This window comes from Leifsonia sp. NCR5, from assembly GCF_002105485.1.
Classification (GTDB): domain Bacteria; phylum Actinomycetota; class Actinomycetes; order Actinomycetales; family Microbacteriaceae; genus Leifsonia.
Genome location: NZ_NCSR01000004.1, coordinates 61,618 through 85,397, shown reverse-complemented (window position 1 = coordinate 85,397; position 23,780 = coordinate 61,618). Strand labels below are relative to the sequence as shown.

The following is a 23,780-nucleotide window of genomic DNA, read 5'->3' as shown; positions in this document are numbered from 1 at the left end:
CTAAGGGTGGGGTAACCCCCGTACCGGTCCGGGCGGCCACCCGATACCGGCCGTACCGCCGGTTCGGAAGGCTGGAGTCATGATCAAGGAGACCACACCATGAGCACTGACACCCCTCCGCTCCACGTCGCCGCGGCGTCTGGCACTCTGGATGCTGTGAGCACCCCCGACCAGCCCGCCGGCGCATCCCCTGCACAGACGGCGCCCGCCGCATCCCGGCGAGGGTACGGCGCCCTGTGGCGCGGCGTTCCCCGCGAACTCGGGTTCCTGCTGCTGACCATGCCGATCGCGATCGTTGGCATGTCGGTGGGGCTGACTCTGTTCTGGACGGGCGTCGGCACGCTCATCATCTATGTCGGGCTGTTCGTGCTGATCGCCACGTTCTACGTCGTCCGCGCGTTCGGCACGCTCGAGATCACGCGGTTGCGCTGGGCCGGCCGTCCGGAGATCACCGAACCGCAGTGGACGGATCCGTCCCGGCCGCAGACGTTCTGGCGCACGATGTTCGGTCCGTTCGTGAACGGGCACTACTGGCTGTACCTGCTGCACACGCTCATCATCAACCCCATCGTCAGCATCGTCTCGTGGACGCTCACCATCGCGTGGTCGGCCGTCGCGCTCGGCGGGCTGACGGCGTGGTTCTGGGAGAGGTTCATCCCGAACGGCGACCGCGAGGTGTACCTGTCGCGCATCATCGTGGACTGGGTTTTCAATGTCCGCTCGACGTTCGATCCGGTGATGGGCGAGGCGATCCTCGACCTCGTCATCGGCGTGATTTTCGCCCTGACCCTCCCGTTCATCACCCGCGGGCTCATCTCGCTGCACAGTGTGATCGCGCAGGGGATGCTCGGGGCGTGGCGCTCGGAGGCGCTGCAGCGAGAGGTCGCCGACCTGTCCGCCTCTCGCGGTGCAGCCATCGTGGCGGAGGACCAGGCGCTGCGCCGCCTGGAGCGCGACCTGCACGACGGCCCGCAGCAGCGGCTGGTGCGGCTGCAGATGGACATCGCGGCCGCGGAGCGGAAGCTCGCCGACGATCCGGATGCGGCCCGCGCCATCCTCGCGGAGGCCGGGCAGCAGGCGCACGACACCCTGGAGGAGCTGCGGGCGCTGTCCCGTGGTTTCGCTCCGCCGATCCTGCAGGACAGGGGACTCGTCGCCGCGATCGACTCGCTCGCGGCACGCAGCCCCATCCCGCTGCGGGTGGAGTCGTCGATCGAGCCCGGCGTGCGGTTCTCGCCCGAGCTGGAGCGCAGCGTGTATTTCGTGGCGGCGGAGTTGTCCGCGAACCTGGCCAAGCACTCCGGTGCGACCGAGGCGCGGCTGTTCCTCGACCGCACGGTCGACCCGGCGACGGGCGCGGCATGGCTGAGCGTCTGGCTGACCGACAATGGCGCCGGGGGAGCGTCGACGGTGGCCGGCCACGGCCTCGCCGGCCTGGGCGAGCGCGTGCACGGGCTGCGCGGCGAGTTCGTGGTGGACAGCCCGGTGGGCGGTCCGACGAGGATCGGGGCGCGCATCCCGGTGTAGTCGGCGGCGTGCTGGCGGCGTGTGGGCGGCGGGGTGCGCATCCATTCGGGTGGGCGCCCCGCCGCGGCGTGCTGTGAGGCCCCTCTAGGCTGGTGGGGTGAATTCTCCTGACGGTCTCCGCCTGGTCATCGCCGACGACTCCGTGCTGCTGCGCGAGGGCCTGGTGCGGCTGTTCGACGAAGCCGGCTTCGAGACGGTCGGCGCGTACGGCGACGCGGACACCCTGCTGGAGTCCATCGGCTCGCTCGCGCCGGATGTGGCGGTGCTGGATGTGCGGATGCCGCCGACCTTCCGCGACGAAGGCGTGCGCGCTGCGCTGACGCTGCGGGCGACGCATCCGGAGATCGGCGTGCTGCTGCTGAGCCAGTATGTGGAGGGCACGTACGCCCAGGAGTTGCTGGCGAGCGGCCAGGGCGGCACCGGTTACCTGCTGAAGGACCGCATCGCCTCCCTCGACGAGCTGCGGGATGCGGTCACCCGCGTGGCGGACGGCGGCACCGTCCTCGACCCGCAGGTGGTCCGCGAACTGCTCGTGCGCCGCACGGACCCGCTCGCGTCGCTCACCCCGCGCGAACGCGAGGTGCTGCAACTGATGGCGGAAGGCAGGACGAACGCCGGGATCGCCCAGCGCCTCGTCATCGGGGTGGGCGCCGTCGAGAAGAACGTCACCGCAATCTTCCAGAAGCTGGGCTTGGAGGACTCCGGAGACGACCACCGCCGGGTGCTCGCGGTGCTGGCCTTCCTGCAACGCTGAACCTTGCCGCGCGCGGGCGGGAACACCAGAATGTAGGCACTTCGATCCATCGACGAAAGCAGGTGCCACAATGGCCGGATTCGACGACATCACCAGCAAGGCCAAAGAGTTCCTCGACAGCGACCAGGTCAAGAACGCCCTCAAGAGCGAGCAGGCCGAAGACATCAGCGACAAACTCCTCGACGGCGTCGCCGACGCGGCCAACAAGGTCACCGGAGGCAAATTCGAGGGCCAGATCGACGGCGCCCGCGACGCGGCCGACAAGGCGGTGGGGACGGAGTAGTCCCCGCGGTTTCCGTGCGAGCGGCCGTTCCTCTGCGGGGGAGCGGCCGCTTCTGCGTTGTGCGTGGGTCGCTGAGCGTTGTCGTGTGGAGGTGCACGAACATGGGTGCATGGCGATGGTGTGCGTGCAGTGCGGGAGTTATGGCCGGGGGAGCGTAACGGGTCGCGTTGTCGTGTGCGACTTCTGTGGCGCGGAACGCGAGCGCCCTGACCTGCCGTTTCTGGTCGTGACGGGCGTGCCTGCGTCGGGAAAGTCCCTCGTCTGCGCGGCGCTGGCCGCTGCTTCGGGTGTGCTGGCGCTGGATGGGGACACTCTTGCATCCGGCGCGCACGCCGTCGCCGACGGCCGCCGCGACTACCTGGCGTTCTGGGCCTATCTGTGGCAGCTCGGCCTCGAGATCCAGGACAACGGACTCATCCCTGTCCTCTGCGGAGTCGCCCTCCCCGAGCAGGTGCTCACCACCCGGATGGAGGCATCCGTCCCCGTCCACTTCCTGGCTCTGACCGCCGACGAAGCGACGATCCGCGCCCGGATCATCGGGAGGCCCGGTAGTAGGAAAGGAATCGACGTCGACCGTCACGTCGCCCTGAACGAGGAGTTGCGGCAGTCGCGCGTCGGTGCGCCCGACACGCTGACCGTGCTGGACACCACGTCGTGGGATCGCGAGGCGACGGTAGCAGCTGCCCAAGAATGGTGCGCAGCATTCGCAGCCCCGGATGCGGCCCTTCAGTAGTGTGACCGGATGAACGTCGCCGTGGATGTCAGGATTGCCTCAGCCTCCCAACTGCTCGACGTCGGTGGTCTGCGCTGGGATTCGCTGCTGGAGAACGGTGGCTCGCCGGACGAGTCGCGAGACGTCTTCTCCGAGCGGTTCGCGGAATGGGGCGGCGCCCACACGTCGACGCACACCTGTTTCGCCGCCGTCGCGTCCGACGGCATCGTGATCGGGATGGCCTGGCTCGCCATCACACAGCGGGTGCCGAGCGCGCGTGCGTTCGATCGCGCGTTCGGCGACGTGCAGTGCGTCTACGTCGTCCCCGAGCTTCGGAACTCGGGCATCGGAGCACGGCTCGTGCGTGCCGTGCTCGAACGCGCAGCGGACCTCGGGCTGGAACCGGTCACGGTGCACTCGAGCGCCGGGGCCGTGCCGTTCTACAGACGGGCGGGGTTCGCCTCCGAGGACGTGCTGCTGCACGTGCGAGCGTGACGCGGAAGCCGGAATCAGAGGGGATGACGGGAATCGAACCCGCGTAATCAGTTTGGAAGACTGAGGCTCTACCATTGAGCTACATCCCCGCTCCCATCTCGCGATGGGCACCAGAACATCGTAGTACAGGTTCGGACCCCGGTCCGACCGCCACGCGCGTGGCGGACCGCCGTGAGGGCTCTGGCGCGCGGCGGGTCATGGTCGTGCAGTAGACTTGCGCGTGGTCTTTCGCCCCCGACGGGTTTGTTCGTGTCGGGGTAACGGACCGGGCGGGTTGGCTAGAACCCGGGGCGTAGCTCAGCTTGGCTAGAGCGCCCGCTTTGGGAGCGGGAGGTCGCAGGTTCGAATCCTGTCGCCCCGACCAGTCATTTCCGACGAGACCATCGTTTCAATTATCAGGAGAAGCCAACAACGTGAAGACCACGGTCGAAAAGCTGAGCCCCACTCGCACCAAGCTCACCATCTCGGTGACGCCGGAGGAGCTCAAGCCGTCTATCAAGCACGCTTACGAGCACATCGCTGAGCAGGTCAACATCCCGGGCTTCCGCAAGGGCAAGGTTCCGCCGGCGATCATCGACCAGCGTGTCGGCAAGGCTGCCGTCCTGGAGCACGCCGTCAACGAGGGGCTGGACGGGTTCTACCGTCAGGCCGTCGACGAGAACGACGTGCGTCCGCTCGGACGTCCGGAGGCCGACATCACCGAGTGGCCCAACGAGAAGGACTTCTCCGGCGACCTGCTGCTCACCATCGAGGTGGATGTGCGCCCCGAGATCGAGCTGCCCGCATACAACGACCTGAAGATCACGGTCGACGCCGCGGACATCAGCGACGAGGACGTCGACACCGAGCTCGACAACCTGCGCAGCCGTTTCGGCACGCTCGTCACCGTCGACCGCCCCGCCAAAAAGGGCGACTTCGCGCAGATCGACCTCGTCGCCGTGATCGGTGACGAAGAGGTCGACACCGCCAACAGCATCTCCTACGAGATCGGTTCCGGCGAGCTCATCGAGGGCATCGACGAGGCGCTCGACACGCTCACCGCCGGTGAGACCACCACGTTCGAGGCTCCGCTCATGGGTGGGGACCACGAGGGTGAGAACGCCCAGATCACCGTGACCCTCACCGCCGTCAAGGAGCGCGAGCTTCCGGAGGCGGACGACGACTTCGCGCAGATCGCCAGCGAGTTCGACACCATCGCCGAGCTGCGTGAGAGCGTCCGCGAGCAGGTCGAGCGTTCGAAGACGTTCGGCCAGGGCACCGCCGCCCGCGACCAGCTGCTCGACACGCTGCTCGCGCAGGTGGAGATCCCGGTCCCGACCCAGCTGGTCGAGGACGAGGTGCACCGCCACCTGGAGCAGGAGAACCGTCTCGAAGACGACGTGCACCGCGCAGAGGTCGCCGAGTCCAGCGAGAAGACCTTCCGCACGCAGATCCTGCTCGACGAGATCGCCCGTGTCGAAGACGTCAAGGTCAACCAGGACGAGCTGAGCCAGTACCTCATCCAGGGTGCATCGCAGTACGGCATGGACCCGAACGAGTTCGTGAAGATCCTCAGCGAGAACGGCCAGATCCCGTCGATGGTCGGAGAGGTCGCCCGCAACAAGGCGCTCACCATCGTCCTCAGCCGCGCAGAGGTCGTCGACAGCAACGGCAAGAAGGTCGACCTGAGCGAGTTCACCATCACTCCGGACGACGAGGAAGCGGACGCCGAGACCGCTGCGTCCGACGAGGCCCCGGCCGCCGATGAGGCGCCCGCCGCCGAGGAGGCCCCGGCCGAGGAGAAGCCCAAGAAGAAGGCTGCTCCGAAGAAGAAGGCAGCTTCCGAGAAGAAGTAAGCACCACACGCGCAGGCCGGGCACGCACAGTGCCCGGCCTTTCGCGTACCCGGGGCGCGTCTGCGGCGCTCGCTCCGCACCTGCCGCTGTACCGGCGCGCCGTCGCCGCGTATGCGCGCGACCTCACGACCCGGTAGCGTTGTCCTCGACAGTGCCTAGGGTTCCGTTCCCCGGAAGAGTTCGCGGGAGGTCTGGTCCGAGCGGCACCACGGCAGCGCGCAGCGTCGCCGTCATCTGACAGGACAAAAGCCCGGAGGATCCCTTCGCCGTGCCATCGCGGCGAACGAAAGGATCCTTGTGCCACCCGTCGCCCTTCTCCTCGTCATCGTCGCCGCGTTCGCGCACGCCACCTGGAACCTCGCCTCCAAACGGGCGAGCGCCAGCGGCCTGCCGTTCATCCTGCTCGGCGCCATCGCCTCCACGGTGCTCTGGCTGCCGATCGCCGGCATCGACATCGCGATCAACGGTGCGGACCTGCGCTGGCTGCTGATCGGCTCCGGGGTGTCGGCGGTGATCCACGTGGGATACATGTGGGTGCTGCAGCGCGGGTATGCGCACGGCGACATCTCCGTCGTATACCCGATGGCGCGCGGCACGGGGCCGCTGCTGTCCGTGGTGTTCGCGATCGTGCTGTTCCACGAGCATCCATCTGCCCTCGCGCTGGCGGGCGCCGCGGTGGTGGTTGCAGGCATCGTCGGCATTGGCCTTACCACTGGCCGACCGGCGACGGGAATGGACGCACAACCCACCCCACAGCCCGGGATGCGCTCCTCCCGCCGACCCCGGATGCTCGGCCCCGGCATCCTCTACGGTCTCCTCACCGGCGTGACCATCGCGGTCTACACGCTCTGGGACGCCTTCACCGTCAACGACCTCGGCGTCTCGCCCGTGGCCTTCATGGTGGGCTGCAGTCTCGGCGAGGTGGTGCTGCTCGCGCCCGTGCTGATCACCCGCCGCGCCGAGGTCGTCGCGGTGTGGCGGCGGTTCCGCTGGCAGGCCGTGGTGGTCGGCGTGCTCTCTCCGCTGTCGTACATCCTGGTGCTGAGCGCCATCCAGCTGGCCCCGGTGTCGCTCGTCGCCCCGGCGCGCGAGCTGAGCGTGGTGCTGGTGAGCCTGGCCGGGTGGCTGATCCTGCGCGAGCCGCGGCCGGCCCAGCGGATGGCGGGAGCAGTCGTGGTGCTCGGCGGCGTCGCGATGCTCGCGCTCAGCTGATCGCGGTCGGACCCGACCGCCGACCCCGCCGCCCGACCCCACCGGCGGCGCGCTCGTCTGCCCAGGGCGAACAGGCCGGAAATGGGCCACGGGCTCCGATAGATTCATTCACGAAGCGACAAGGAAATGGAGCGACACATGGCCGACATGGGCATGCAACCCAGTGTTTTTGACCGACTGCTGAAGGACCGCATCATCTGGCTCGGGTCCGAGGTCCGGGATGAGAACGCGAACGAGATCGCCGCGAAGCTGCTTCTCCTCGCCGCGGAGGACGCTCAGCGAGACATCTACCTCTACATCAACTCGCCCGGTGGGTCGATCACGGCCGGCATGGCCATCTACGACACCATGCAGTTCGTGCCGAACGACATCGTCACGGTGGGCATCGGCATGGCGGCATCGATGGGGCAGCTGCTCCTCACCGCCGGCACCAAGGGCAAGCGGTACATCACCCCCAACGCCCGCGTCCTGCTGCACCAGCCGCACGGCGGCTTCGGCGGCACCGCGAGCGATATCCAGACTCAGGCGCAGCTCATCCTCGACATGAAGAAGCGCCTCGCGGAGATCACGGCGGCCCAGACGGGCAAGAGCGTCGAGCAGATCAACGCAGACGGTGACCGCGACCGCTGGTTCACCGCGCAGGAGGCCCTCGAGTACGGCTTCGTCGACCACATCCGCGAGACGGCGACCGAGGTCGTCGGCGGCGGTGGAACCGCGGACGAGAAGTAAGACCTCGGAAGGAATAGGAATCGACATGAACATCCCCAACCTCGGAGGTCAGGCGTTCAACGGAGTCCAGGCTCCGGGATCGCGCTACATCCTCCCGAGCTTCGAAGAGCGCACGGCATACGGCTACAAGCGCCAGGACCCGTACGCCAAGCTGTTCGAGGACCGCATCATCTTCCTCGGCGTGCAGGTGGACGACGCGTCCGCCGACGACATCATGGCCCAGCTCCTCGTGCTCGAGAGCCAGGACCCGGACCGCGACATCGTCATGTACATCAACTCGCCCGGTGGCTCGTTCACCGCGATGACCGCGATCTACGACACGATGCAGTACATCCGCCCGCAGATCCAGACCGTGGTGCTCGGCCAGGCGGCCTCCGCAGCCGCCGTGCTGACCGCGGCAGGCAGCCCCGGCAAGCGTCTCGCACTGCCGAACGCCCGCATCCTGATCCACCAGCCCGCCGTCGGCGAGGCCGGACAGGGGCAGGCGTCCGACATCGAGATCCAGGCCAATGAGATCATGCGCATGCGCACGTGGCTGGAGGAGACGCTCGCGCGCCACTCCAACCGCACGCAGGAGCAGGTCAACAAGGACATCGACCGCGACAAGATCCTGTCGGCCGCCGAGGCGCTCGACTACGGTCTGATCGACCAGGTGCTCACCAGCCGTAAGACGCTGCCGGCGCTGGTCAAGTAAGACAGCATCCGGAGCCTTCCGCGATGAACGAATGGGGCGATCGTCTGGACGACGGTCGCCCCGTTCGGCGTGTCAGGGCCTATGCGGATGCTCCGTACGATCCGGATGCGTGGCCGGCGAACATCCCGGCCGTCGCGCAGGTGCTCCGCTCCGGGCTGGAGCTCGCGGCGGGCGTGACCTTCCTGGTCGGCGAGAACGGCAGCGGCAAGTCCACCATCGTGGAGGGCGTTGCGACCGCGTACGGGCTGCCGCCCGAGGGCGGGAGCAACCAGGGTTCGCACAGCACGAGGCCCAGCGAGTCGCCGCTCGGCGAGTGGCTGCTGGTCGAGCGCAGCCCGTCCGCGCCGCGCTGGGGGTTCTTCCTGCGGGCGGAGACGATGCACGGCTACTACTCGTATCTGGAGTCGCTGCCCGGCAGTCCGGATGCGCACCTGCACGCGCTGAGTCACGGCGAGTCGTTCAACGACCTGCTCGACAACAAGCTGAACCACCCGCAGTACGTCGCCGGCCTGGTCTGCCTCGACGAGCCGGAGGCCGCGCTGTCGTTCGAGTCGTCGCTGCGCTGGCTGTCCAACCTCAACGAGATGGTGGCGCGCGGCACGCAGGTGCTGTGCGCGACGCACTCGCCGATTCTGGCCGCGCTGCCCGGCGCGCGCATCCTGGAGGTGGGCGAGTGGGGCATCCGGTCGACGACCTGGGAGGAGCTGGAGATCGTGCGGCACTGGCGCTCGTTCCTCGACGCGCCCGGCCGGTACTTCCGCCATCTGCTGTAGGCAGAACGGGATGCGCGTGGCGCGCGTGACCAAATGCGGCCAGGTGCGCGCCAATGTCGCTCGCACAGGTTAGGCTCGACGGGAAAGACCCTGAGAAGGAGGGGAGAGGGATGGCACGCATCGGGGAAAGCGCCGATCTGCTCAAGTGTTCCTTCTGTGGCAAGAGCCAGAAGCAGGTCCAGCAACTGATCGCCGGACCGGGCGTGTACATCTGCGACGAGTGCGTCGAGCTGTGCAACGAGATCATCGAAGAGCGACTCGCCGAAGCAGGCGAAGAGACGGCAGGCGAATTCGACCTGCCGAAGCCCAAGGAGATCTTCGGATTCCTCGAGGAGTACGTGATCGGCCAGGAGGCCGCGAAGCGTGCGCTGGCGGTGGCTGTCTACAACCACTACAAGCGGGTTCGCGCCAAGGCGTCGATCACCTCGGCCGACGTCATGGACGACGTCGAGATCGCGAAGAGCAACATCCTGCTGATCGGCCCGACGGGCTGCGGCAAGACCTATCTGGCCCAGACGCTGGCGAAGCGGCTCAACGTGCCGTTCGCCGTCGCCGACGCGACAGCCCTCACCGAAGCGGGCTACGTGGGCGAGGACGTCGAGAACATCCTGCTGAAGCTCATCCAGGCCGCCGACTACGACGTGAAGCGCGCCGAGACGGGCATCATCTACATCGACGAGGTCGACAAGATCGCGCGCAAGGCGGAGAACCCGTCGATCACGCGCGACGTGTCCGGCGAGGGTGTGCAGCAGGCGCTGCTCAAGATCCTCGAGGGCACGGTCGCCTCCGTTCCTCCGCAGGGCGGGCGCAAGCATCCGCATCAGGAGTTCATCCAGATCGACACCACGAACGTGCTGTTCATCGTGGCAGGCGCGTTCGCCGGGCTCGAAGACATCATCTCCCAGCGTGCAGGCAAGAAGGGCATCGGCTTCGGTGCCCCGCTGCACTCGAAGGGCGACGACGTCAACCTGTTCAGCGAGGTGCTGCCGGAAGACCTGCACAAGTTCGGGCTCATCCCGGAGTTCATCGGCCGTCTGCCCGTGGTCACCACGGTGACGCCGCTCGACCAGGATGCGCTGATGCAGATCCTCACGGTGCCGAAGAACGCTCTGGTGCGTCAGTACCAGCGCATGTTCGAGCTCGACGGTGTGCAGCTCGAATTCGAGCAGCCGGCCCTGGAAGCCATCGCCGACCTGGCGGTGCTCCGCAAGACGGGCGCCCGCGGACTCCGCGCGATCATGGAAGAGGTCCTCGGGCCGATCATGTTCGAGGTGCCGTCGAGCGCAGAGGTCGCCCGCGTCGTGGTCACCCGCGAAGCGGTGCTTGAGAACGCAGCGCCCACGATCGTTCCTCACCGTCCGCGCCGCGAGGAGAAGTCCGCGTAACGCGCGTTCCGGTTGACCCGGTCTCCCCGCGCGACGCCCCGCCGGAGCGGAGCGCGCGCGGGGGAGACCGACGGATCAGTCGGCGAGGCCGCGGCGTTCGAGCAGGGGCTCGATCACCGCGTCGCGGCCGCGGAAGTCGCGGTAGGCCTCCAGCGGGTTTTTCGAGCCGCCGACGCCGAGCAGGCGCTGGCGGAAGCGGTCGCCGTTGTCGCGGGTGAGGCCGCCGTTCTCGGTGAACCAGGCGACCGTGTCCGCATCCAGCACCTCGCTCCAGATGTAGGAGTAGTACCCCGCGTCGTATCCGCCCGAGAAGGTGTGCGCGAAGTACGTGCTCGCGTAGCGGGGCGGCACGGCGGGGTTGTCGAGGCCGGCGTCCGCGAGGGCCCGCGCCTCGAAGGCGGCGACGTCGGTGACCGTGTCGTCGGCGGTGATCGCGTGCCAGGCCTGGTCGAGCAGCGTCGCAGCCAGGTATTCGCTGGTCTGGAAACCCTCGTTGAACGCCTCGGACTCGTGCAGCTTGTCGACGAGCTCCTGCGGCATCCGCTCGCCCGTCTCGTTGTGCACGGCGTAGTTCTCCAGGATCTCCGGCCAGAGCATCCACATCTCGTTGACCTGGCTGGGGAACTCGACGAAGTCGCGGTAGACGTTCGTGCCCGCGAACTTCGGGTACGTGACCTGCGCGAACAGCCCGTGCAGGGCGTGCCCGAACTCGTGGAAGAGCGTGTTGGTCTCGTCGTAGCTGAGCAGCGTGGGCTCCCCGGCGGCGGGCTTCGGCACGTTGAGGTTGTTGACGACGACGGTCGGGTAGTCGAGCAGCGCCGACTGGGAGATGAGCGGGTTCATCCACGCTCCGCCCCGCTTCGAGTCGCGCGTGTACAGGTCGAGGATGTAGAGGCCGAGCTCGGAGCCGTCCTCGTTGCGCACCTCGAAGACCCGCGCCTCCGGGTGGTAGGCGACGAGGTCTGGACGCTCCTCGAACGTGATGCCGTAGAGCCTGGTGGCCGCGTAGAAGACGCCGTCGCGCAGCACGCGCTCCGCTTCGAAATACGGGCGCATCGCGGCGACGTCGATGTCGTACTTCGCCTGCCGCACCTTCTCGGTGAGGTACGCCCAGTCCCAGGCGGCCAGTTCGGTGCCGTCGGGGAGCTGCTGCTGCAGGTCGGCCTGCTCGGCGCGGGCGTTGCGGGCGGCGGGAGGTGCGAGCCGTCCGAGCATGGCCGCGACCGCCTCCGGGGTCTTGGCCGTCTGCCCGGCCGTGACATAGCCGGCGTGGGTCTCGAAGCCGAGCAGCCGGGCGCGCTCGGCGCGCAGACGGGTGATGTCGAGCACGAGCTGACGGTTGTCGTTGTCTCCGCCCCGGATGCCGCGGGAACGGGATGCCGTCATGATCCGCTCCCGCACGCCGCGGGTGGTGAGGCTCGCGAGGAACGGGTGGCCGGTGGGCAGCACCAGGGTGACCACGTACTTCCCGTCGAGGCCGCGCTCCTTCGCCGCCTCCGCCGCAGCGGAGATCGCGCCGTCGCCGAGGCCGTCGAGGTCGGCGACGTCGTCGAAGACCACCGCGAGGTCGTTGGTGTCGGCCAGGAGGTTCTTCTCGAATCGGGTGGTCAGAGTGGACAGCTGCTGGTTGTACTCGCGCAGCCGTTCCTTGTCCGCGTCGCTGAGGCCGGCGCCGGCGAGGGTGAACTCCTCGTAGTACCGCTCGACCAGGTAGCGGGATTCGGGGTCGAGCCCCAGCGCATCCCGTTCGTCGTAGATGGCCTTGATTCGGCCGTACAGCGCCGGGTCGAGCCGGATCGCGTCCTGGTGGGCGGCCAGCAGGGGAGCGATCTCCTCTTCGAGCGCGTTGGTGAAGTCGCTGGAGTCCGACGAGCTCTTGTTGAAGAAGACCTCGGCGACCCGCTGCAGGGTCTGGCCGGACTTCTCCAGCGGGACGAACGTGTTCTCGAAGGTGGGCTCGTCCGTGGAGGCGGTGATCGCCGCCACCTCCGCCAGTTGCTCCTCGAAACCCCTGTCGAAAGCGGGGCGGTAGTGCTCGTCCCGGATGTCCGCGAACGGCGGTAACTGGTACGGAAGGGTGCTGGGGGAGAAGAACGGGTTCGTGTCTGCCATTGATCCAGCCTAGGGCCGCGCACCGCCGCCGCGCAGGATCCCATGCAAACGAATGATTGCAAAGAAGTAATTGCAAAGAACCTCTTGCAAAGAAGTCTTTGCATTGCTACTCTCTCACCATGGCCACCGAAGAAAAGCCCGAGCAGCCGCAGAACGACGGCACGAAGCCCCCGGCGATCTCGTACCCGATGCACGACGCACTGGGGATGGAGGCGCTCCGGGCGCTCGCGCATCCCCTGCGGGTGGAGATCATGAACGAGCTCTCCGACTTCGGGCCGGCGACGGCCAGCGGCCTCGCTGAGCGCCTGGGGGAGTCGAGCGGGTCGACCAGCTACCACCTGCGGCAGCTCGCCAAGCACGGCATCATCGTGGAGGACGCCGAGAAGGGGTCCGGCCGCGAGCGCTGGTGGAAGATGGCGCCCGGCGGCGTCACCATCGGTTCGCCCGAGACGCTGGCCACCCCGGCAGGCCGGGAAGCCAACGAACTCATCTCCCGCGAGTGGCAGCAGAACAACGAGCGCCGCCTCACCGCCTTCCTGCGCCGCGGCCTCGACGTCTACGGCAGCGAGTGGATGCAGGCCAGCACCCTCTCCACGTCGCACCTCCAGCTCACCATCGACCAGCTGGCCGAGTTCGGCCGCGAGTACTACGCGATGCAGACCAGGCTCCGCGACAAGTGGCGCGCCGAGGGCAACGGCCCCGACAGCCACGACGGCGGCGGAGACGGCGCCGGCGCGGAAGGCAGCCTCCGCGTGCAGGTGCAGTTCAACGCGTTCCCGCTGGTGGAGGCGAGCGAGCGATGAGCGCGGACACCCAGCAGCGGGTGACCAGGGCGCCGATGAGCGCCGGGTTCAACAGGCTCTGGACGTCGGCCATCGCCAGCAACCTCGCCGACGGGATCGGGCGCACGGCCGTGCCGCTGATCGCGACGACGCTCACCAGGGATCCCGCCCTCATCGCGGGCCTGAGCGCCGTGACGTTCCTGCCCTGGCTGCTGTTCGGCATCCCGGCCGGCATGCTGCTCGACAGGGTCGACCGCCGCATCGCGATGGCGGTCGCGAACACGCTCCGCTTCGCCGTCGCCGCCCTGCTGGCCGTGCTCGTCTCGACGGACTCGCTGACGATCTGGCTGCTCTACGGCTGCGTGCTGCTGTTCGGGATGGGCGAGACCGTCTTCGACAACGCCACCACCACCGTCGTCCCGAGCCTCGTCACCCGCGATCAGCTCGACAGGGCGAACGGCCGGATGCAGTCGGCCGAGATCGTGGTGCAGAACTTCATCGCCACCCCGATCGCCGGCTTCCTCTTCGCCGCCGCCATCGCGCTGCCGGTCTGGCTGACGGGTGGAGGGTTCCTGATCGCCGGGCTGCTGGCGCTTACGATCCCCGCCGCCGCTGCCGGCGCGTACCGGAAGGGGGCGGCCGCACAAGCCGCACAGGCCGCACAGAGTGCAGACGGCGTCGCCGCCGACACCCGGCCCCCGTTCCGCGCCGTCGTCTCGTTCCTGGTCCACCACCGGTTCCTGCGGACGATGATCATCCTGACCTCGCTGACCGCCTCCGCCCTCGCCTTCGCGCAGGGGAGCGTCGTGCTGCTCCTGCTGCAGACCTTCTCCGTCCCGGCCGCCCTCATCGGCGTCGTGACGGCGGGCGTCGGCGTCGGAGCCCTGGCCGGCACGCTCATCGCGAGCAGACTCGTCGAGCGCTTCGGCCGCGGTCCGGTGATGTTCTGCTCGATGCTCGTGTGCGGGATCGGCATGTTCTGCGTCGGGGTCACCGCCAACGTGGTCGTCGCGATCGTGGCATACGCGGTCGGCGCGTTCGGCGTCGCGGTCTGGAACGTGCCGTGGGGCGCGCTCCGTCAGGCCATCGTGCCCAACGACATGCTGGGGCGCGCGATGGGGATCGTGCGCACCATCGGCTGGGGGCTCACCCCGATCGCCACGGTGCTGGGCGGATTCGTCGCCCGCATCGACCTGCGCCTGCCGTTCGTCATCGGCGGCGCCGTCGTCCTCGCACTGACGCTCATCGCGGTGCGACTCCTGCTCTCCGCCGGTTCACACGAACCGGCGCACGAAACCACCACGGAAGGAACCGGATCATGACCGTCATCGACGTCACTGTTCCCAGCATCCACCAGGCCACCTGGACCCAGCGCACCGCGATCCGCTTCGGCAGCGCCCTCACCGAGTGGGGCGTGCGCCGTGCGACGCTCCGCACGGCGCCGACCTTCGCCGACCAGCTCGCTGCCGTCGAGCGGACCCGCGACAAGGCGGCGCGTCAGCTGCCTCAGCTGCCGCGCTGATGGATGCGCGACTCAGCGGAACCGTCAGTCCTGATCGAACTCGTCCGGCTCGCCGTGGACCGGCTGCGTGATCGTCGCCGAGTCCTCCTGCGGGTTGAACCGGATGACCGTGCCGTCGTCGAGTTCGACGACCGGCTTGCCCTCCAGCCAGGTGAGCGTCCACTTCCAGCCGTCCGTGGCGACGTCGGTCGCCACGAGTTCTTCCTCGACCGTCGTGACCGCGTACGCGACCACCTCGGGGAGGCTGCTCGGCGCTTCGCCGCCGACGGACCAGCGCGTTCCCAGCTGCATCAGGCGCTCGCCCGCGCAGCGGGAAGGTCGATCTCGTACGTGACCCACGAGGTGCGGGTGGCGACGGAGTCGTAGACCTGCTGGGCCTCGGAGTTGTCGCGCGCGGTGATCCACTGCACGACGCCGAGGCCGCGCTCCTCCGCCAGGGAGCGGACGGCGTCGATGAGCGTGCGGCCGATGCCCTTGTGGCGGTCCTCCTCCGCGACGAACAGGTCGTCGAGGAACAGGCCCCTGTCGCCTTCGAGCGGGCGGGCGAACTCGCGGACGTGGGCGAGGCCGACGATGCGACCGTCCTCGACGGCCACCAGTCCGTCCTCTTCGTGGTCGAGAGCGGTCAGCCAGGACCAGAGCAGCAGGGCCTTCTGGTCGGTGAGCTGGGTCTCGTAGAACGCCGCGTACTTCTCGTACAGGTCGAGCCAGGCGAAGAAATCGCCGTCTGCGACCGGTCGGACTTCAATCGACATGGGTGCCTCCGTTCGCCTTCCCCGCACGGCTGGATCTTGGTGCGTGTGTTTCGACCTTATCGCGCGCATCCCGGCCGGTCGATGCCGTCGGGGGTGGTGGATGCGCGCGAGGGGTTCACGGGACGAGGTCGTACGTGACCCACTTGGTCTTCTCGGCCACGCGGTCGTAGACGCGCCTGGCCGTCTCGTTGTCCTTCGCGGTGATCCAGCGAACGACGGACAGGCCGTGCTCGCGGGCGCGGTCGCGCAGCGCTTCGAGGAGGGCCGTGCCCGCCCCGTCTCCGCGGGCGTCCTTCGCGACGAACAGGTCGTCGAGGTAGAGACCGCGGCTGCCGTCGAGCGGCCGGACGAACTCGCGCACGTGCGCGAGACCGATCGGCGTGCCATCGTCGTTGACCGCGAAGTACGCTTCGAGTTCGTTGTCCGGATCGGTGATCCAGCTCCACACGAGCAGCGCCTTCTCGTCCGTCAGCGGCTGCTCGTAGAACTCGCCGTAGCCTGCGTAGAGGTCGAGCCAGGTGAAGAACTCGTTGTCTTCCACACTCCGGACCGTCACGGTCATCGTTCCTCCTCGCTCGGGGCCTGGGCCAGCAGGATATCGGTCACGGAAAGGTCAGTGGCTGCAGCGAAACGCAGTTCGGCGATCTTGCCCACCGAACGGAGGTCTCCCGCGGCGCTCTCGATGGCCGCGATCTCGGCCTCCGGGCCGGCGATGACAGCCGAGTCGACGGGCGTGCGCTGGGACGCCTTCGCGGTGGTCTTCGCACCGCGGATGGCGGTCAGCGCGCGGCCGACGATGCCGAGCACAGCTGCGTCGTCAGCCCACGCGCCTGCGACCTCCGACGCCTCCGGCCACGCCGCGGTGTGCACGGAGCCGTCGTTGAACCAGCTCCACGCCTCCTCGGTGGCGAAGGGCACGACGGGGGCGAACAGGCGCAGGAACGCCGACAGCGCGATGCGGAGGGCGACGACGGCCGAGGTCTGCTCGGCGCTCTGCTCTCCGTATGCGCGCTCCTTGACGAGCTCGAGGTAGTCGTCGCAGAACGTCCAGAAGTACGTCTCCGCGATCTCCAGGGCGCGCGCGTGGTCGTAGCCGTCGAGCGCCGTGGTGGCGTCGGAGACGACCGTGGCCAGGTTGTGCAGCATGCTCCTGTCGAGCGGGCTGGTGACCAGTGCGAGGTCGTCGGCGCCCGTCGCCTCGAAGCCCAGGATGAACTTCGCCGCGTTCAGGATCTTGATGGCGAGGCGCCGGCCGATCTTGATCTGCGTCGGGTTCTGCGGGTCGAAGGCCGCGTCGGTGCCGAGGCGCGACGATGCCGCCCAGTAGCGCACGGCGTCCGAGCCGTGCTTCTCCAGGATGTCGGCGGGGGTGACGACGTTGCCCTTGGACTTGGACATCTTCTTGCGGTCGGGGTCCACGATGAAGCCGGAGAGCGCGGTGTGCGCCCACGGGGCAACGTGGTTCTCCAGCTCGGAGCGGAGCATGGTGGAGAACAGCCAGGTGCGGATGATGTCCTGGCCCTGCGGGCGCAGGTCGAACGGGTAGACGGCGTCGAACAGCGCGTCGTCCCTCTTCCAGCCGCCGGCGAGCTGCGGGGTGAGCGAGGAGGTCATCCAGGTGTCCATCACGTCGTGCTCGCCGATGAAGCCGTTGGGCTGGTTGCGCTGCGACTCCTCGAAGCCGGGGGCAGCATCCGACGACGGGTCGACGGGCAGCTGGTCGTGCGACGGCAGAATGGGCTCGTCGAACACCGGGTTGCCGTCGCCGTCGAGCGCGTACCAGACCGGGATCGGCACGCCGAAGAAGCGCTGGCGCGAGATGAGCCAGTCTCCGGTGAGGCCGCCGACCCAGTTCTCGTAGCGCACGCGCATGAACTCGGGGTGCCAGTCGATGCTCTGGCCGAGCTCGATCAGCCGCGCGCGGAGTGCTTCGTCGCGGGCGCCGTTCTTCACGTACCACTGGCGGGTCGAGACGATCTCGAGCGGCTTGTCGCCCTTCTCGAAGAACTTGACCGGGTGCTGGATGGGCTTGGGGTCGCCCTCCAGGTCGCCGGATGCGCGGAGCAGCTCGACGACGGCCTGCTTGGCCGAGAACACGGTCTTGCCCGCCAGCTCGGCGAACGCGGCCTTGCCGGCCTCGGACGCGATGGCGTCCGGCGCCTCGCTGACGATGCGGCCGTCGAAGCCGATGATCGCGCGGTTCGGCAGGTCGAGCTCGCGCCACCAGGTGACGTCGGTGATGTCGCCGAAGGTACAGATCATGGCGATGCCGGAGCCCTTGTCCGGCTGCGCGAGGTGGTGCGCGAGCACCGGGACCTCGACGCCGAACACCGGCGTGGTGACGGTGGTGCCGAACAGCGGCTTGTACCGCTCGTCGTCGGGATGCGCGACCAGGGCCACACCGGCCGGCAGCAGTTCGGGACGCGTGGTCTCGATCCAGATCGGCCCGTCTGCGCCGTGGAAAGACACCCGGTGGTATGCGCTCGGCTGCTCGCGGTCTTCGAGCTCCGCCTGGGCGACGGCCGTGCGGAAGGTGATGTCCCAGAGCGTCGGGGCCATCGCCTGGTACGCCTCGCCACGCTCGATGTTGCGCAGGAACGCCAGCTGGGAGGTGAACAGCGCCTCCTGGCCGATGGTGCGGTACGTCTGGGTCCAGTCGACGGAGAGGCCGAGCGAACGCCACAGCGCCTCGAACTGCTTCTCGTCCTCGACGGTCAGGCGCTCGCACAGCTCGATGAAGTTGCGCCGCGAGATCGGCTTCTGGTCAGCGGCCTTGCTCGACTTGTTGTCCCCGCCCTCGAACGGCGGCACGAAGTCGGCGTCGTACGGCAGGGTCGGGTCGCAGCGGACGCCGTAGTAGTTCTGCACGCGCCGCTCGGTGGGCAGGCCGTTGTCGTCCCAGCCCATCGGGTAGAAGACGTGCTGGCCGCGCATCCGGTGGTAGCGGGCGATGACGTCGGTGTGCGTGTAGCTGAAGACGTGGCCGATGTGCAGCGAACCGCTCGCCGTCGGCGGGGGCGTGTCGATGGAGTAGATGCACTCGCGGTCGGCGGCGAGGGCCGCATCCCGGGGGAACAGGTAGGTTCCTGCGCTCTGCCAGTGGGAGCCCCACTTGGCCTCCAGGCCTTCGAGGGCGGGCTTGTCAGGCACCGGGTTGGCGGCGTTCATCGTTCTCCGATTCGCTATATGCGGCACCGTGTCGATGGTGAGGTGCCTGAGTGTGCAGTCCCTCCAGGGTACCTGAGCGTCACTCGGGAGTGACGACCTCGTCGATGATCGGCCTGCGGCGGGCGGCGAACAGGGCGGCGACGAGGGTAATCACGCTCATGATGCCGAGCACGATCCCCGGGTGCCACCAGGCGTTTCCCGTCGCGTTGCCGAGCAGCAGCGTCAGCGCGGGCACGAACGCCGTGAGAAGGGCGGCGATGCTGTACGCGACGGAGAGGCCGCTGTATCGCACGTCGCTCGGGAACAGGTCGGACATCAGCCCGCCGAGCCCTGCCCACGACAGCGTCGGAAGGATGCCGCCGACGATCATGCTGCCGACCAGGATGGGGAAGGTCGCGTACTGCAGCAGGAAGTACATCGGGAAGGCGATCACGAGCGTGCCGATCGCGCCGATGGCGACGACGCGCGCCGAGCCGATCCTGGTCGCCCAGACGCCGAACAGCGGGATGGTCACCAGCTGCAGCAGTCCGCCGATGGTGGTGGCGATGAGCAGGTCGGAGAAGCTGAACTTCAGCACGGCCGTGCCGTAGTCGACCATGTACGTGTTCATCAGCGAGTACGAGCCGATGCCGAGGATCGCGGCGCCGATGGCGATCACGAACCCGGTCGGCGCCTTGCGGAACACCTGCAGCACGGGGAACCTGTCGCGCTTGCCGGTCTCCAGCAGCTGCTTGAACACCGGGGTCTCGTCGATCGACCAGCGCAGGTAGAGCGAGACGAGCAGCAGCGGGATGGCCGTGAGGAACGGGATGCGCCAGCCCCACGCCGCGATGTCTTCCGGGCTGAGCAGCGTCGACATCAGGATGAACACCACGGCGCTCAGGATCGACCCGACGGGGGAGCCGAGCTGGGGGAGGGCGGCGTAGAAGCCGCGCCGCTTCGGGTTGGCGTACTCGGTCGCGAGCAGGATCGAGCCTCCCCACTCCCCGCCGAGCGACAGGCCCTGCACGAGGCGCAGCAGCACCAGGGCGATGGCGCCGAACCAGCCCGCGACCGCGTACGTCGGCAGCACGCCGACGAGGCCGGTGCCGATGCCCATCATCAGGATGGTGATGAGCAGCGTGGGGCGGCGACCGATCCTGTCGCCGAGGTGGCCGAAGACGATGGCGCCGATGGGCCGGATGACGAACCCGGCCGCGATGGTGAGGAACCCGGCGAGCACTCCGCCGAAGACGCCGAGCGGCTGGAAGAACAGCGGGCCGACGAAGAACGCGCTGAAGTACGCGAACAGATAGAAGTCGTACGATTCGAGCGATGTGCCGACGAACGAGGCGATGGTCACCCTGCGGGCGGTGCCGGGGGTGATGCCCGGACGGTCGGTGTCGCTGCGGACGATGGTGTCTGGTGCTGTCGCGTTGGGGGAGGTCACGGGGTTCCTTGTCTGGCGGGCTGCAGTGGTCCGTTAATATGTGGACCGGGTCCAATAATAGGCGTGAGGAGGTAACGCGTGGCACAGGCAGACCATTCCCGCTCCGGGCGCCCCCGCGCATCCAGTCGCCGGATGCTCGCGGAGGCCGCCGGTGAGCTGTTCCTCGAGAAGACCTACGACGGCACCACCGTCGACGACATCGCGCGCCGAGCAGGGGTGAGCAGGGCCACCTTCTTCAACTACTTCGGCTCCAAGAGCGACCTGCTCTGGCTGGAGGTGGACGAGAGCCTGCGCGGGTTCGACAGGGTGCTGGCCGCCGCCGACCCGAGCGCTCCTCCGATGACCGCCGTGCTGGATGCGGTGACCGCCCTCGCGAACGAGTTCGGCCCTGCCCGCCTCCCGCTCGCCGTGACGCAGTACGAACTGATGGGCACGGACGGCGAGCTGGAGGCGTCGGCCCTCCCGCGCTTCCTCGCGCTGGTGCGCCAGCTGAGCGCCTTCGTCGCCGCGCGGCTGGGCGACAGGCAGGATGCGCTCCTCCCGCGCGCCATCGCCACCTCCGTGATCGGGGCGGCGGGTGCTGCCGCGGCGGTCTGGGCGCGCAGCGGCGTGCGTCGCGGTCCGCTCGCGCCGGTGATCGTGGCCGCGGTCGGGCCGGTCTGCGCCGGGTACGCGTCCGCGCTGGGCGAAGTGCCCGGCTTGGACTGATCAGCCGATCACGCAGTGAGCGATCCCGAGTCGAGCTCGAGGATCCGATCACACCGGTCGGCGACTCGGCGGTCGTGGGTGACGACGATGAGCGTCTTTCCGTAGTCCCGCTGAAGGCTGAGCATCTCCGTGACCGCAATTTCGGCCAGGGCATCGTCCAGCGCTCCCGTCGGTTCGTCCGCGAGAATGAGCTCGCCAGGTTTCAGCAGGCAGCGCGCTAGCGCCACTCGCTGGCGCTCGCCACCGGAGAGAGTCATCACTTTGTCGCGGGCAACGCCGTGCAGCCCAAGGTGCCCAAGCAACTCCATGATCTGCTTCTCCTTGACTGCGCGGCGTAGCTTGACGCTATGGAGCCCGATGAGGATGTTCTCGATCGCCGACGACGAATTGATCAACGCGAAGGACTGGAACAGATAGTTGATGTGGTCGCGGCGAAGGGCAGTCGCCGCCGATCTATTGATTCGTGGGAGTGTCGTTCCGCGGAAGGTCATCGTGCCCGAGGTTTGCTGCTCGAGAAGCCCGATGATGTTCAAGAGCGTGGACTTCCCGCTGCCGGATCGTCCCATGATGGCGATCGAATCACCGTTCGCCACGTCAAGCGTGATGTTGTCCAGAACGGTACGAGAGCCGTAGGTCTTCGTAAGATTTTCGATGGTGAGCAAGGGCTTCACGGGGGATCCTATTCCTTGAGAGTCGAGCTGATCTGCAGCTGCGAATACCTTCTGCCGAGGAGCGCGATCATCAGCACTTGAATGGTGAGCATCACGATGTTCGCGAGAAGAGCGCTGGTGGATTGCGCGAGTATCGCCGATCCAACGGCAAGAGCGCCGGCCGCGCCGACCACGATGATCGTTGAGGCGAAGAGGCGGCTCAATGAGTGGCCGAGCATGCGCTTGACCGCCAGCGATTCGCGATACGTCGTTGAGAAGAGCTTCATCAGCGTCACCAGCAATATGAGGCAGAACACACAAAGGAAGACGGCAACGGTTGCGAACAATGCGAGGAAATCGTGAATCGTCTTCTTGAGGCCTGCGATGAAACTGCTCACGGGGAGGAACTCGGGCTTGTTGTCCGCGAGGCTGAACCGGTCTAGGTAGGACGGGCTGGTGAAGTTCTGCGCTGCCGCCGCGGTCAGTTTCACGTAGCTGTTCTCCAGCCCGACGGCTGCAAGGCTTTCACTTTCGAAGGGAATCATGTTCTCGGGCGTGAGAATGAGGATTACGGGGTCGACGACTCTCTGAGCCAGCGTCGGATCGACATTCCACATGAACAGAGGTGTTCTCGGGGAATACTCCACGAAGCTCACGGCTGGGCTCTTCAGGTAGCTCGTCTCGATCGACGCTTCATAGTCAATACGACTATCTTCGGTAAGCCATTCGTGCATGGCTTGCTTCGTTCGTGCTGTCCATGAGCCGGGAATGAGGTAAGTGCGTTCTCCGCGCGACGCACGATGGACGAGGTCGTCGGCGAGAGTGAATCCCTGCGAGGCGAGATAGCTCGGCGAAGCGGCCATGTACCAGAACGGCTTCTCAGGCACGGAACTGTAGATACCGTGCCACTGGTCGAGCACCCTCCGATCGTAGTGTTCTGTGCTAACGAGGCTGACGCCTGGCTCGTCGGAAATGGACCTGTACCACTCGTAAATATCGCGTGCGTGCTTGCTGGACTGACCGGTGAAGCTTGCCTGATCATTGCCGGGGGCCTCGCGATAAAGGATCTGCTGATCTTCGATATCTGCCCACGAACGCCCGACATCCGTGAGTGCGCCAACTTCCTTCATCGGTCCATCGAGCGCGAAGAACGCCACCGAGAATCCGGCGACCGAGAACAGATAGAAGCCGGATATGGTCACGAGAAGAATCTTTTTCGAGTAGCGCCCGAGAATCGCATCCACGGGCTTGATCGATAGTGGCCCGGCAGCTGCGACGGCAATGCACATCAGGGTCACCGCCGTCCCAGCAGCAGCGGAGCTTACGGCGGTGAACGCGAGAGCAGGGCTGAGCGCATAACCCGGCATCAGCACGAGGACGAGGGCTGAAGACGCGACAGCTGCGAACCCACACGAGAACAGGACTGGCCTGAAAAGTGAGAGGACGAATCCGCTGGTCGTCCGTCCGAGCAGAAGGTGTACCCCGAGCGCACGTGAGGACCGTATTGCCTCGAAGACGAGGAGGAAGAGCAGCAGAAGTGACGCCGCAAGGAGGAAGCCCAACAGAATGAATGCAGCGAGCCCGGCGTCAGTCTGCTTGCCGCGGAGTTCCGTCTGCATCGTTTGGGCGGACTTATTGGTGAGGGGTTCGAGCGAAGCGAGTAGGTCGTCGATTTGGGCTTCGTTCGCGCCGGCTATGCGGTATGCCCCGTTGATGGTTCCTGACGTCTCAACGAGGCGCGACAGCTGGACTGCGGCGATACGGGGAGCGAAAGCCAGCTCCGGAATCTTATGGATGACGTCCGACTCGTTGGCGTCGAGACCGATCGATCGGGCACGATCGCCGGTGAGTAGATCGCGGAGCTCGCCAGCCCCGAAGAGTGCAGTGCCGAGGAAATGGAGAGGGAGCGCAGACGAAAGGTTGACCGGGTCTGCCACCAGACCGATCCGCACACCGGTCAAACCTCCGTCGACGTTTGACAACTGATCGTCGATTCGAACGATCGATCGTCCGTCTGTCTCCGCGAACGCGCTGAGAACCGCGAGGATGCGATCCGAACGCTCCTCCGGAATACCGGCCAGGTGAACGGTGGTGGATGCACCGGGGTAGTGGTCAAGATCTTGCTTGAGCGCCGCGCCCTGACTGAACACGAGAAGGACACTTCCCAGGCACCCGATCAGGATGACGAGGAGCGAGCACAACACCTTCGACGAGAAGGACATGGGTGTCACCGCCGACCGATCTATCGGAGGGTG

General features: G+C 67.4%; 23 protein-coding genes and 2 tRNA genes. 16 read left to right on the top strand and 9 right to left on the bottom strand.

Going from position 1 to position 23,780, the window contains the following annotated elements:
* Positions 1 to 99 precede the first annotated feature (99 nt).
* The 5 genes from B7438_RS05150 (at position 100) to B7438_RS05130 (ending at position 3,771) form a co-directional block, all read left to right on the top strand.
* Positions 100 to 1,527, top strand: coding sequence for a sensor domain-containing protein (locus B7438_RS05150; protein WP_085368486.1), 1,428 nt, complete (start codon positions 100 to 102; stop codon positions 1,525 to 1,527).
* 97 nt (positions 1,528 to 1,624) lie between these two features.
* Positions 1,625 to 2,281, top strand: a complete 657-nt coding sequence (locus B7438_RS05145; RefSeq protein WP_085368485.1) for a response regulator transcription factor — start codon at positions 1,625 to 1,627, stop codon at positions 2,279 to 2,281.
* A 70-nt stretch (positions 2,282 to 2,351) separates the two neighbouring features.
* Positions 2,352 to 2,564 (top strand): antitoxin, encoded by a 213-nt coding sequence (locus tag B7438_RS05140; protein ID WP_085368484.1) that lies wholly within the window; start codon positions 2,352 to 2,354, stop codon positions 2,562 to 2,564.
* Positions 2,565 to 2,790: 226 nt separating this feature from the next.
* Entirely contained in the window at positions 2,791 to 3,297 is a 507-nt protein-coding gene (locus tag B7438_RS05135) for a hypothetical protein (RefSeq protein ID WP_143465630.1), read from the top strand.
* 9 nt (positions 3,298 to 3,306) lie between these two features.
* Complete coding sequence (locus B7438_RS05130; RefSeq protein ID WP_085368482.1) at positions 3,307 to 3,771, top strand: GNAT family N-acetyltransferase; 465 nt, start codon at positions 3,307 to 3,309, stop codon at positions 3,769 to 3,771.
* Positions 3,772 to 3,789: 18 nt separating this feature from the next.
* Here B7438_RS05130 and B7438_RS05125 read toward each other — a convergent pair.
* Positions 3,790 to 3,860 (bottom strand) — tRNA-Gly (locus B7438_RS05125).
* Positions 3,861 to 4,057: 197 nt separating this feature from the next.
* On the opposite strand from B7438_RS05125, the gene B7438_RS05120 reads away from it, so the two are divergent.
* The 7 genes from B7438_RS05120 to clpX all read left to right on the top strand — a co-directional run bounded on the left by B7438_RS05120 (position 4,058) and on the right by clpX (position 10,399).
* A tRNA-Pro gene (locus B7438_RS05120) sits at positions 4,058 to 4,135 on the top strand.
* Positions 4,136 to 4,184: 49 nt separating this feature from the next.
* Complete coding sequence (tig, locus tag B7438_RS05115) at positions 4,185 to 5,606, top strand: trigger factor (protein WP_179150727.1); 1,422 nt, start codon at positions 4,185 to 4,187, stop codon at positions 5,604 to 5,606.
* Between the two features lie 297 nt (positions 5,607 to 5,903).
* Positions 5,904 to 6,818: an EamA family transporter gene (locus tag B7438_RS05110; protein WP_085368480.1), complete on the top strand. Its 915-nt coding sequence runs from the start codon at positions 5,904 to 5,906 to the stop codon at positions 6,816 to 6,818.
* Positions 6,819 to 6,956: 138 nt separating this feature from the next.
* Positions 6,957 to 7,547, top strand: a complete 591-nt coding sequence (locus B7438_RS05105; RefSeq protein ID WP_055893424.1) for an ATP-dependent Clp protease proteolytic subunit — start codon at positions 6,957 to 6,959, stop codon at positions 7,545 to 7,547.
* Between the two features lie 25 nt (positions 7,548 to 7,572).
* Positions 7,573 to 8,241 carry an ATP-dependent Clp protease proteolytic subunit gene (locus tag B7438_RS05100; RefSeq protein ID WP_085368479.1) on the top strand — a complete coding sequence of 223 codons (669 nt, stop codon included), beginning with the start codon at positions 7,573 to 7,575 and terminating at the stop codon, positions 8,239 to 8,241.
* A 23-nt stretch (positions 8,242 to 8,264) separates the two neighbouring features.
* The gene (locus tag B7438_RS05095; RefSeq protein ID WP_085368478.1) at positions 8,265 to 9,014 is read left to right on the top strand and encodes an AAA family ATPase; all 750 of its coding nucleotides are present in this window, start codon (positions 8,265 to 8,267) and stop codon (positions 9,012 to 9,014) included.
* A 110-nt stretch (positions 9,015 to 9,124) separates the two neighbouring features.
* Positions 9,125 to 10,399 (top strand): ATP-dependent Clp protease ATP-binding subunit ClpX, encoded by a 1,275-nt coding sequence (gene clpX / locus B7438_RS05090; RefSeq protein WP_085368477.1) that lies wholly within the window; start codon positions 9,125 to 9,127, stop codon positions 10,397 to 10,399.
* A 75-nt stretch (positions 10,400 to 10,474) separates the two neighbouring features.
* On the opposite strand, the gene B7438_RS05085 is transcribed toward clpX, so the two are convergent.
* A complete protein-coding gene (locus B7438_RS05085; RefSeq protein ID WP_085368476.1) occupies positions 10,475 to 12,511 on the bottom strand; it encodes a M3 family metallopeptidase in 2,037 nt (678 codons plus the stop codon).
* A gap of 119 nt (positions 12,512 to 12,630) precedes the next feature.
* On the opposite strand from B7438_RS05085, the gene B7438_RS05080 reads away from it, so the two are divergent.
* The 3 genes from B7438_RS05080 to B7438_RS05070 are packed head-to-tail and all read left to right on the top strand — an operon-like array spanning position 12,631 to position 14,815.
* Positions 12,631 to 13,314: a transcriptional regulator gene (locus tag B7438_RS05080; protein ID WP_085368475.1), complete on the top strand. Its 684-nt coding sequence runs from the start codon at positions 12,631 to 12,633 to the stop codon at positions 13,312 to 13,314.
* Entirely contained in the window at positions 13,311 to 14,615 is a 1,305-nt protein-coding gene (locus B7438_RS05075; protein WP_085368474.1) for an MFS transporter, read from the top strand. Before B7438_RS05080 ends, B7438_RS05075 begins: the two co-directional genes overlap by 4 nt.
* Positions 14,612 to 14,815: a hypothetical protein gene (locus B7438_RS05070; protein WP_085368473.1), complete on the top strand. Its 204-nt coding sequence runs from the start codon at positions 14,612 to 14,614 to the stop codon at positions 14,813 to 14,815. The genes B7438_RS05075 and B7438_RS05070 overlap by 4 nt, the downstream gene beginning before the upstream one ends.
* A gap of 24 nt (positions 14,816 to 14,839) precedes the next feature.
* Here B7438_RS05070 and B7438_RS05065 read toward each other — a convergent pair whose 3' ends face one another.
* The 5 genes from B7438_RS05065 to B7438_RS05045 form a co-directional block, all read right to left on the bottom strand.
* Positions 14,840 to 15,106: a hypothetical protein gene (locus B7438_RS05065; RefSeq protein WP_085368472.1), complete on the bottom strand. Its 267-nt coding sequence runs from the start codon at positions 15,104 to 15,106 to the stop codon at positions 14,840 to 14,842.
* Positions 15,106 to 15,570: a GNAT family N-acetyltransferase gene (locus tag B7438_RS05060; RefSeq protein WP_085368471.1), complete on the bottom strand. Its 465-nt coding sequence runs from the start codon at positions 15,568 to 15,570 to the stop codon at positions 15,106 to 15,108. Before B7438_RS05060 ends, B7438_RS05065 begins: the two co-directional genes overlap by 1 nt.
* 115 nt (positions 15,571 to 15,685) lie before the next feature.
* Positions 15,686 to 16,132 (bottom strand): GNAT family N-acetyltransferase, encoded by a 447-nt coding sequence (locus B7438_RS05055; protein WP_085368470.1) that lies wholly within the window; start codon positions 16,130 to 16,132, stop codon positions 15,686 to 15,688.
* Positions 16,129 to 18,738 (bottom strand): valine--tRNA ligase, encoded by a 2,610-nt coding sequence (valS, locus tag B7438_RS05050; RefSeq protein ID WP_085368469.1) that lies wholly within the window; start codon positions 18,736 to 18,738, stop codon positions 16,129 to 16,131. The genes B7438_RS05055 and valS overlap by 4 nt, the downstream gene beginning before the upstream one ends.
* A gap of 79 nt (positions 18,739 to 18,817) precedes the next feature.
* Positions 18,818 to 20,167: an MFS transporter gene (locus B7438_RS05045; protein WP_085368468.1), complete on the bottom strand. Its 1,350-nt coding sequence runs from the start codon at positions 20,165 to 20,167 to the stop codon at positions 18,818 to 18,820.
* A 78-nt stretch (positions 20,168 to 20,245) separates the two neighbouring features.
* Here B7438_RS05045 and B7438_RS05040 point away from each other — a divergent pair, with 78 nt between their 5' ends.
* On the top strand, positions 20,246 to 20,875 hold the full coding sequence (locus B7438_RS05040; protein ID WP_256921874.1) for a TetR/AcrR family transcriptional regulator: 630 nt from the start codon (positions 20,246 to 20,248) through the stop codon (positions 20,873 to 20,875).
* Positions 20,876 to 20,883: 8 nt separating this feature from the next.
* On the opposite strand, the gene B7438_RS05035 is transcribed toward B7438_RS05040, so the two are convergent.
* Both B7438_RS05035 and B7438_RS05030 read right to left on the bottom strand, forming a co-directional pair.
* Entirely contained in the window at positions 20,884 to 21,546 is a 663-nt protein-coding gene (locus B7438_RS05035) for an ABC transporter ATP-binding protein (RefSeq protein WP_085368466.1), read from the bottom strand.
* A gap of 8 nt (positions 21,547 to 21,554) precedes the next feature.
* Positions 21,555 to 23,747, bottom strand: a complete 2,193-nt coding sequence (locus B7438_RS05030) for a hypothetical protein (RefSeq protein WP_085368465.1) — start codon at positions 23,745 to 23,747, stop codon at positions 21,555 to 21,557.
* Between the last annotated feature and the right edge of the window lie 33 nt (positions 23,748 to 23,780).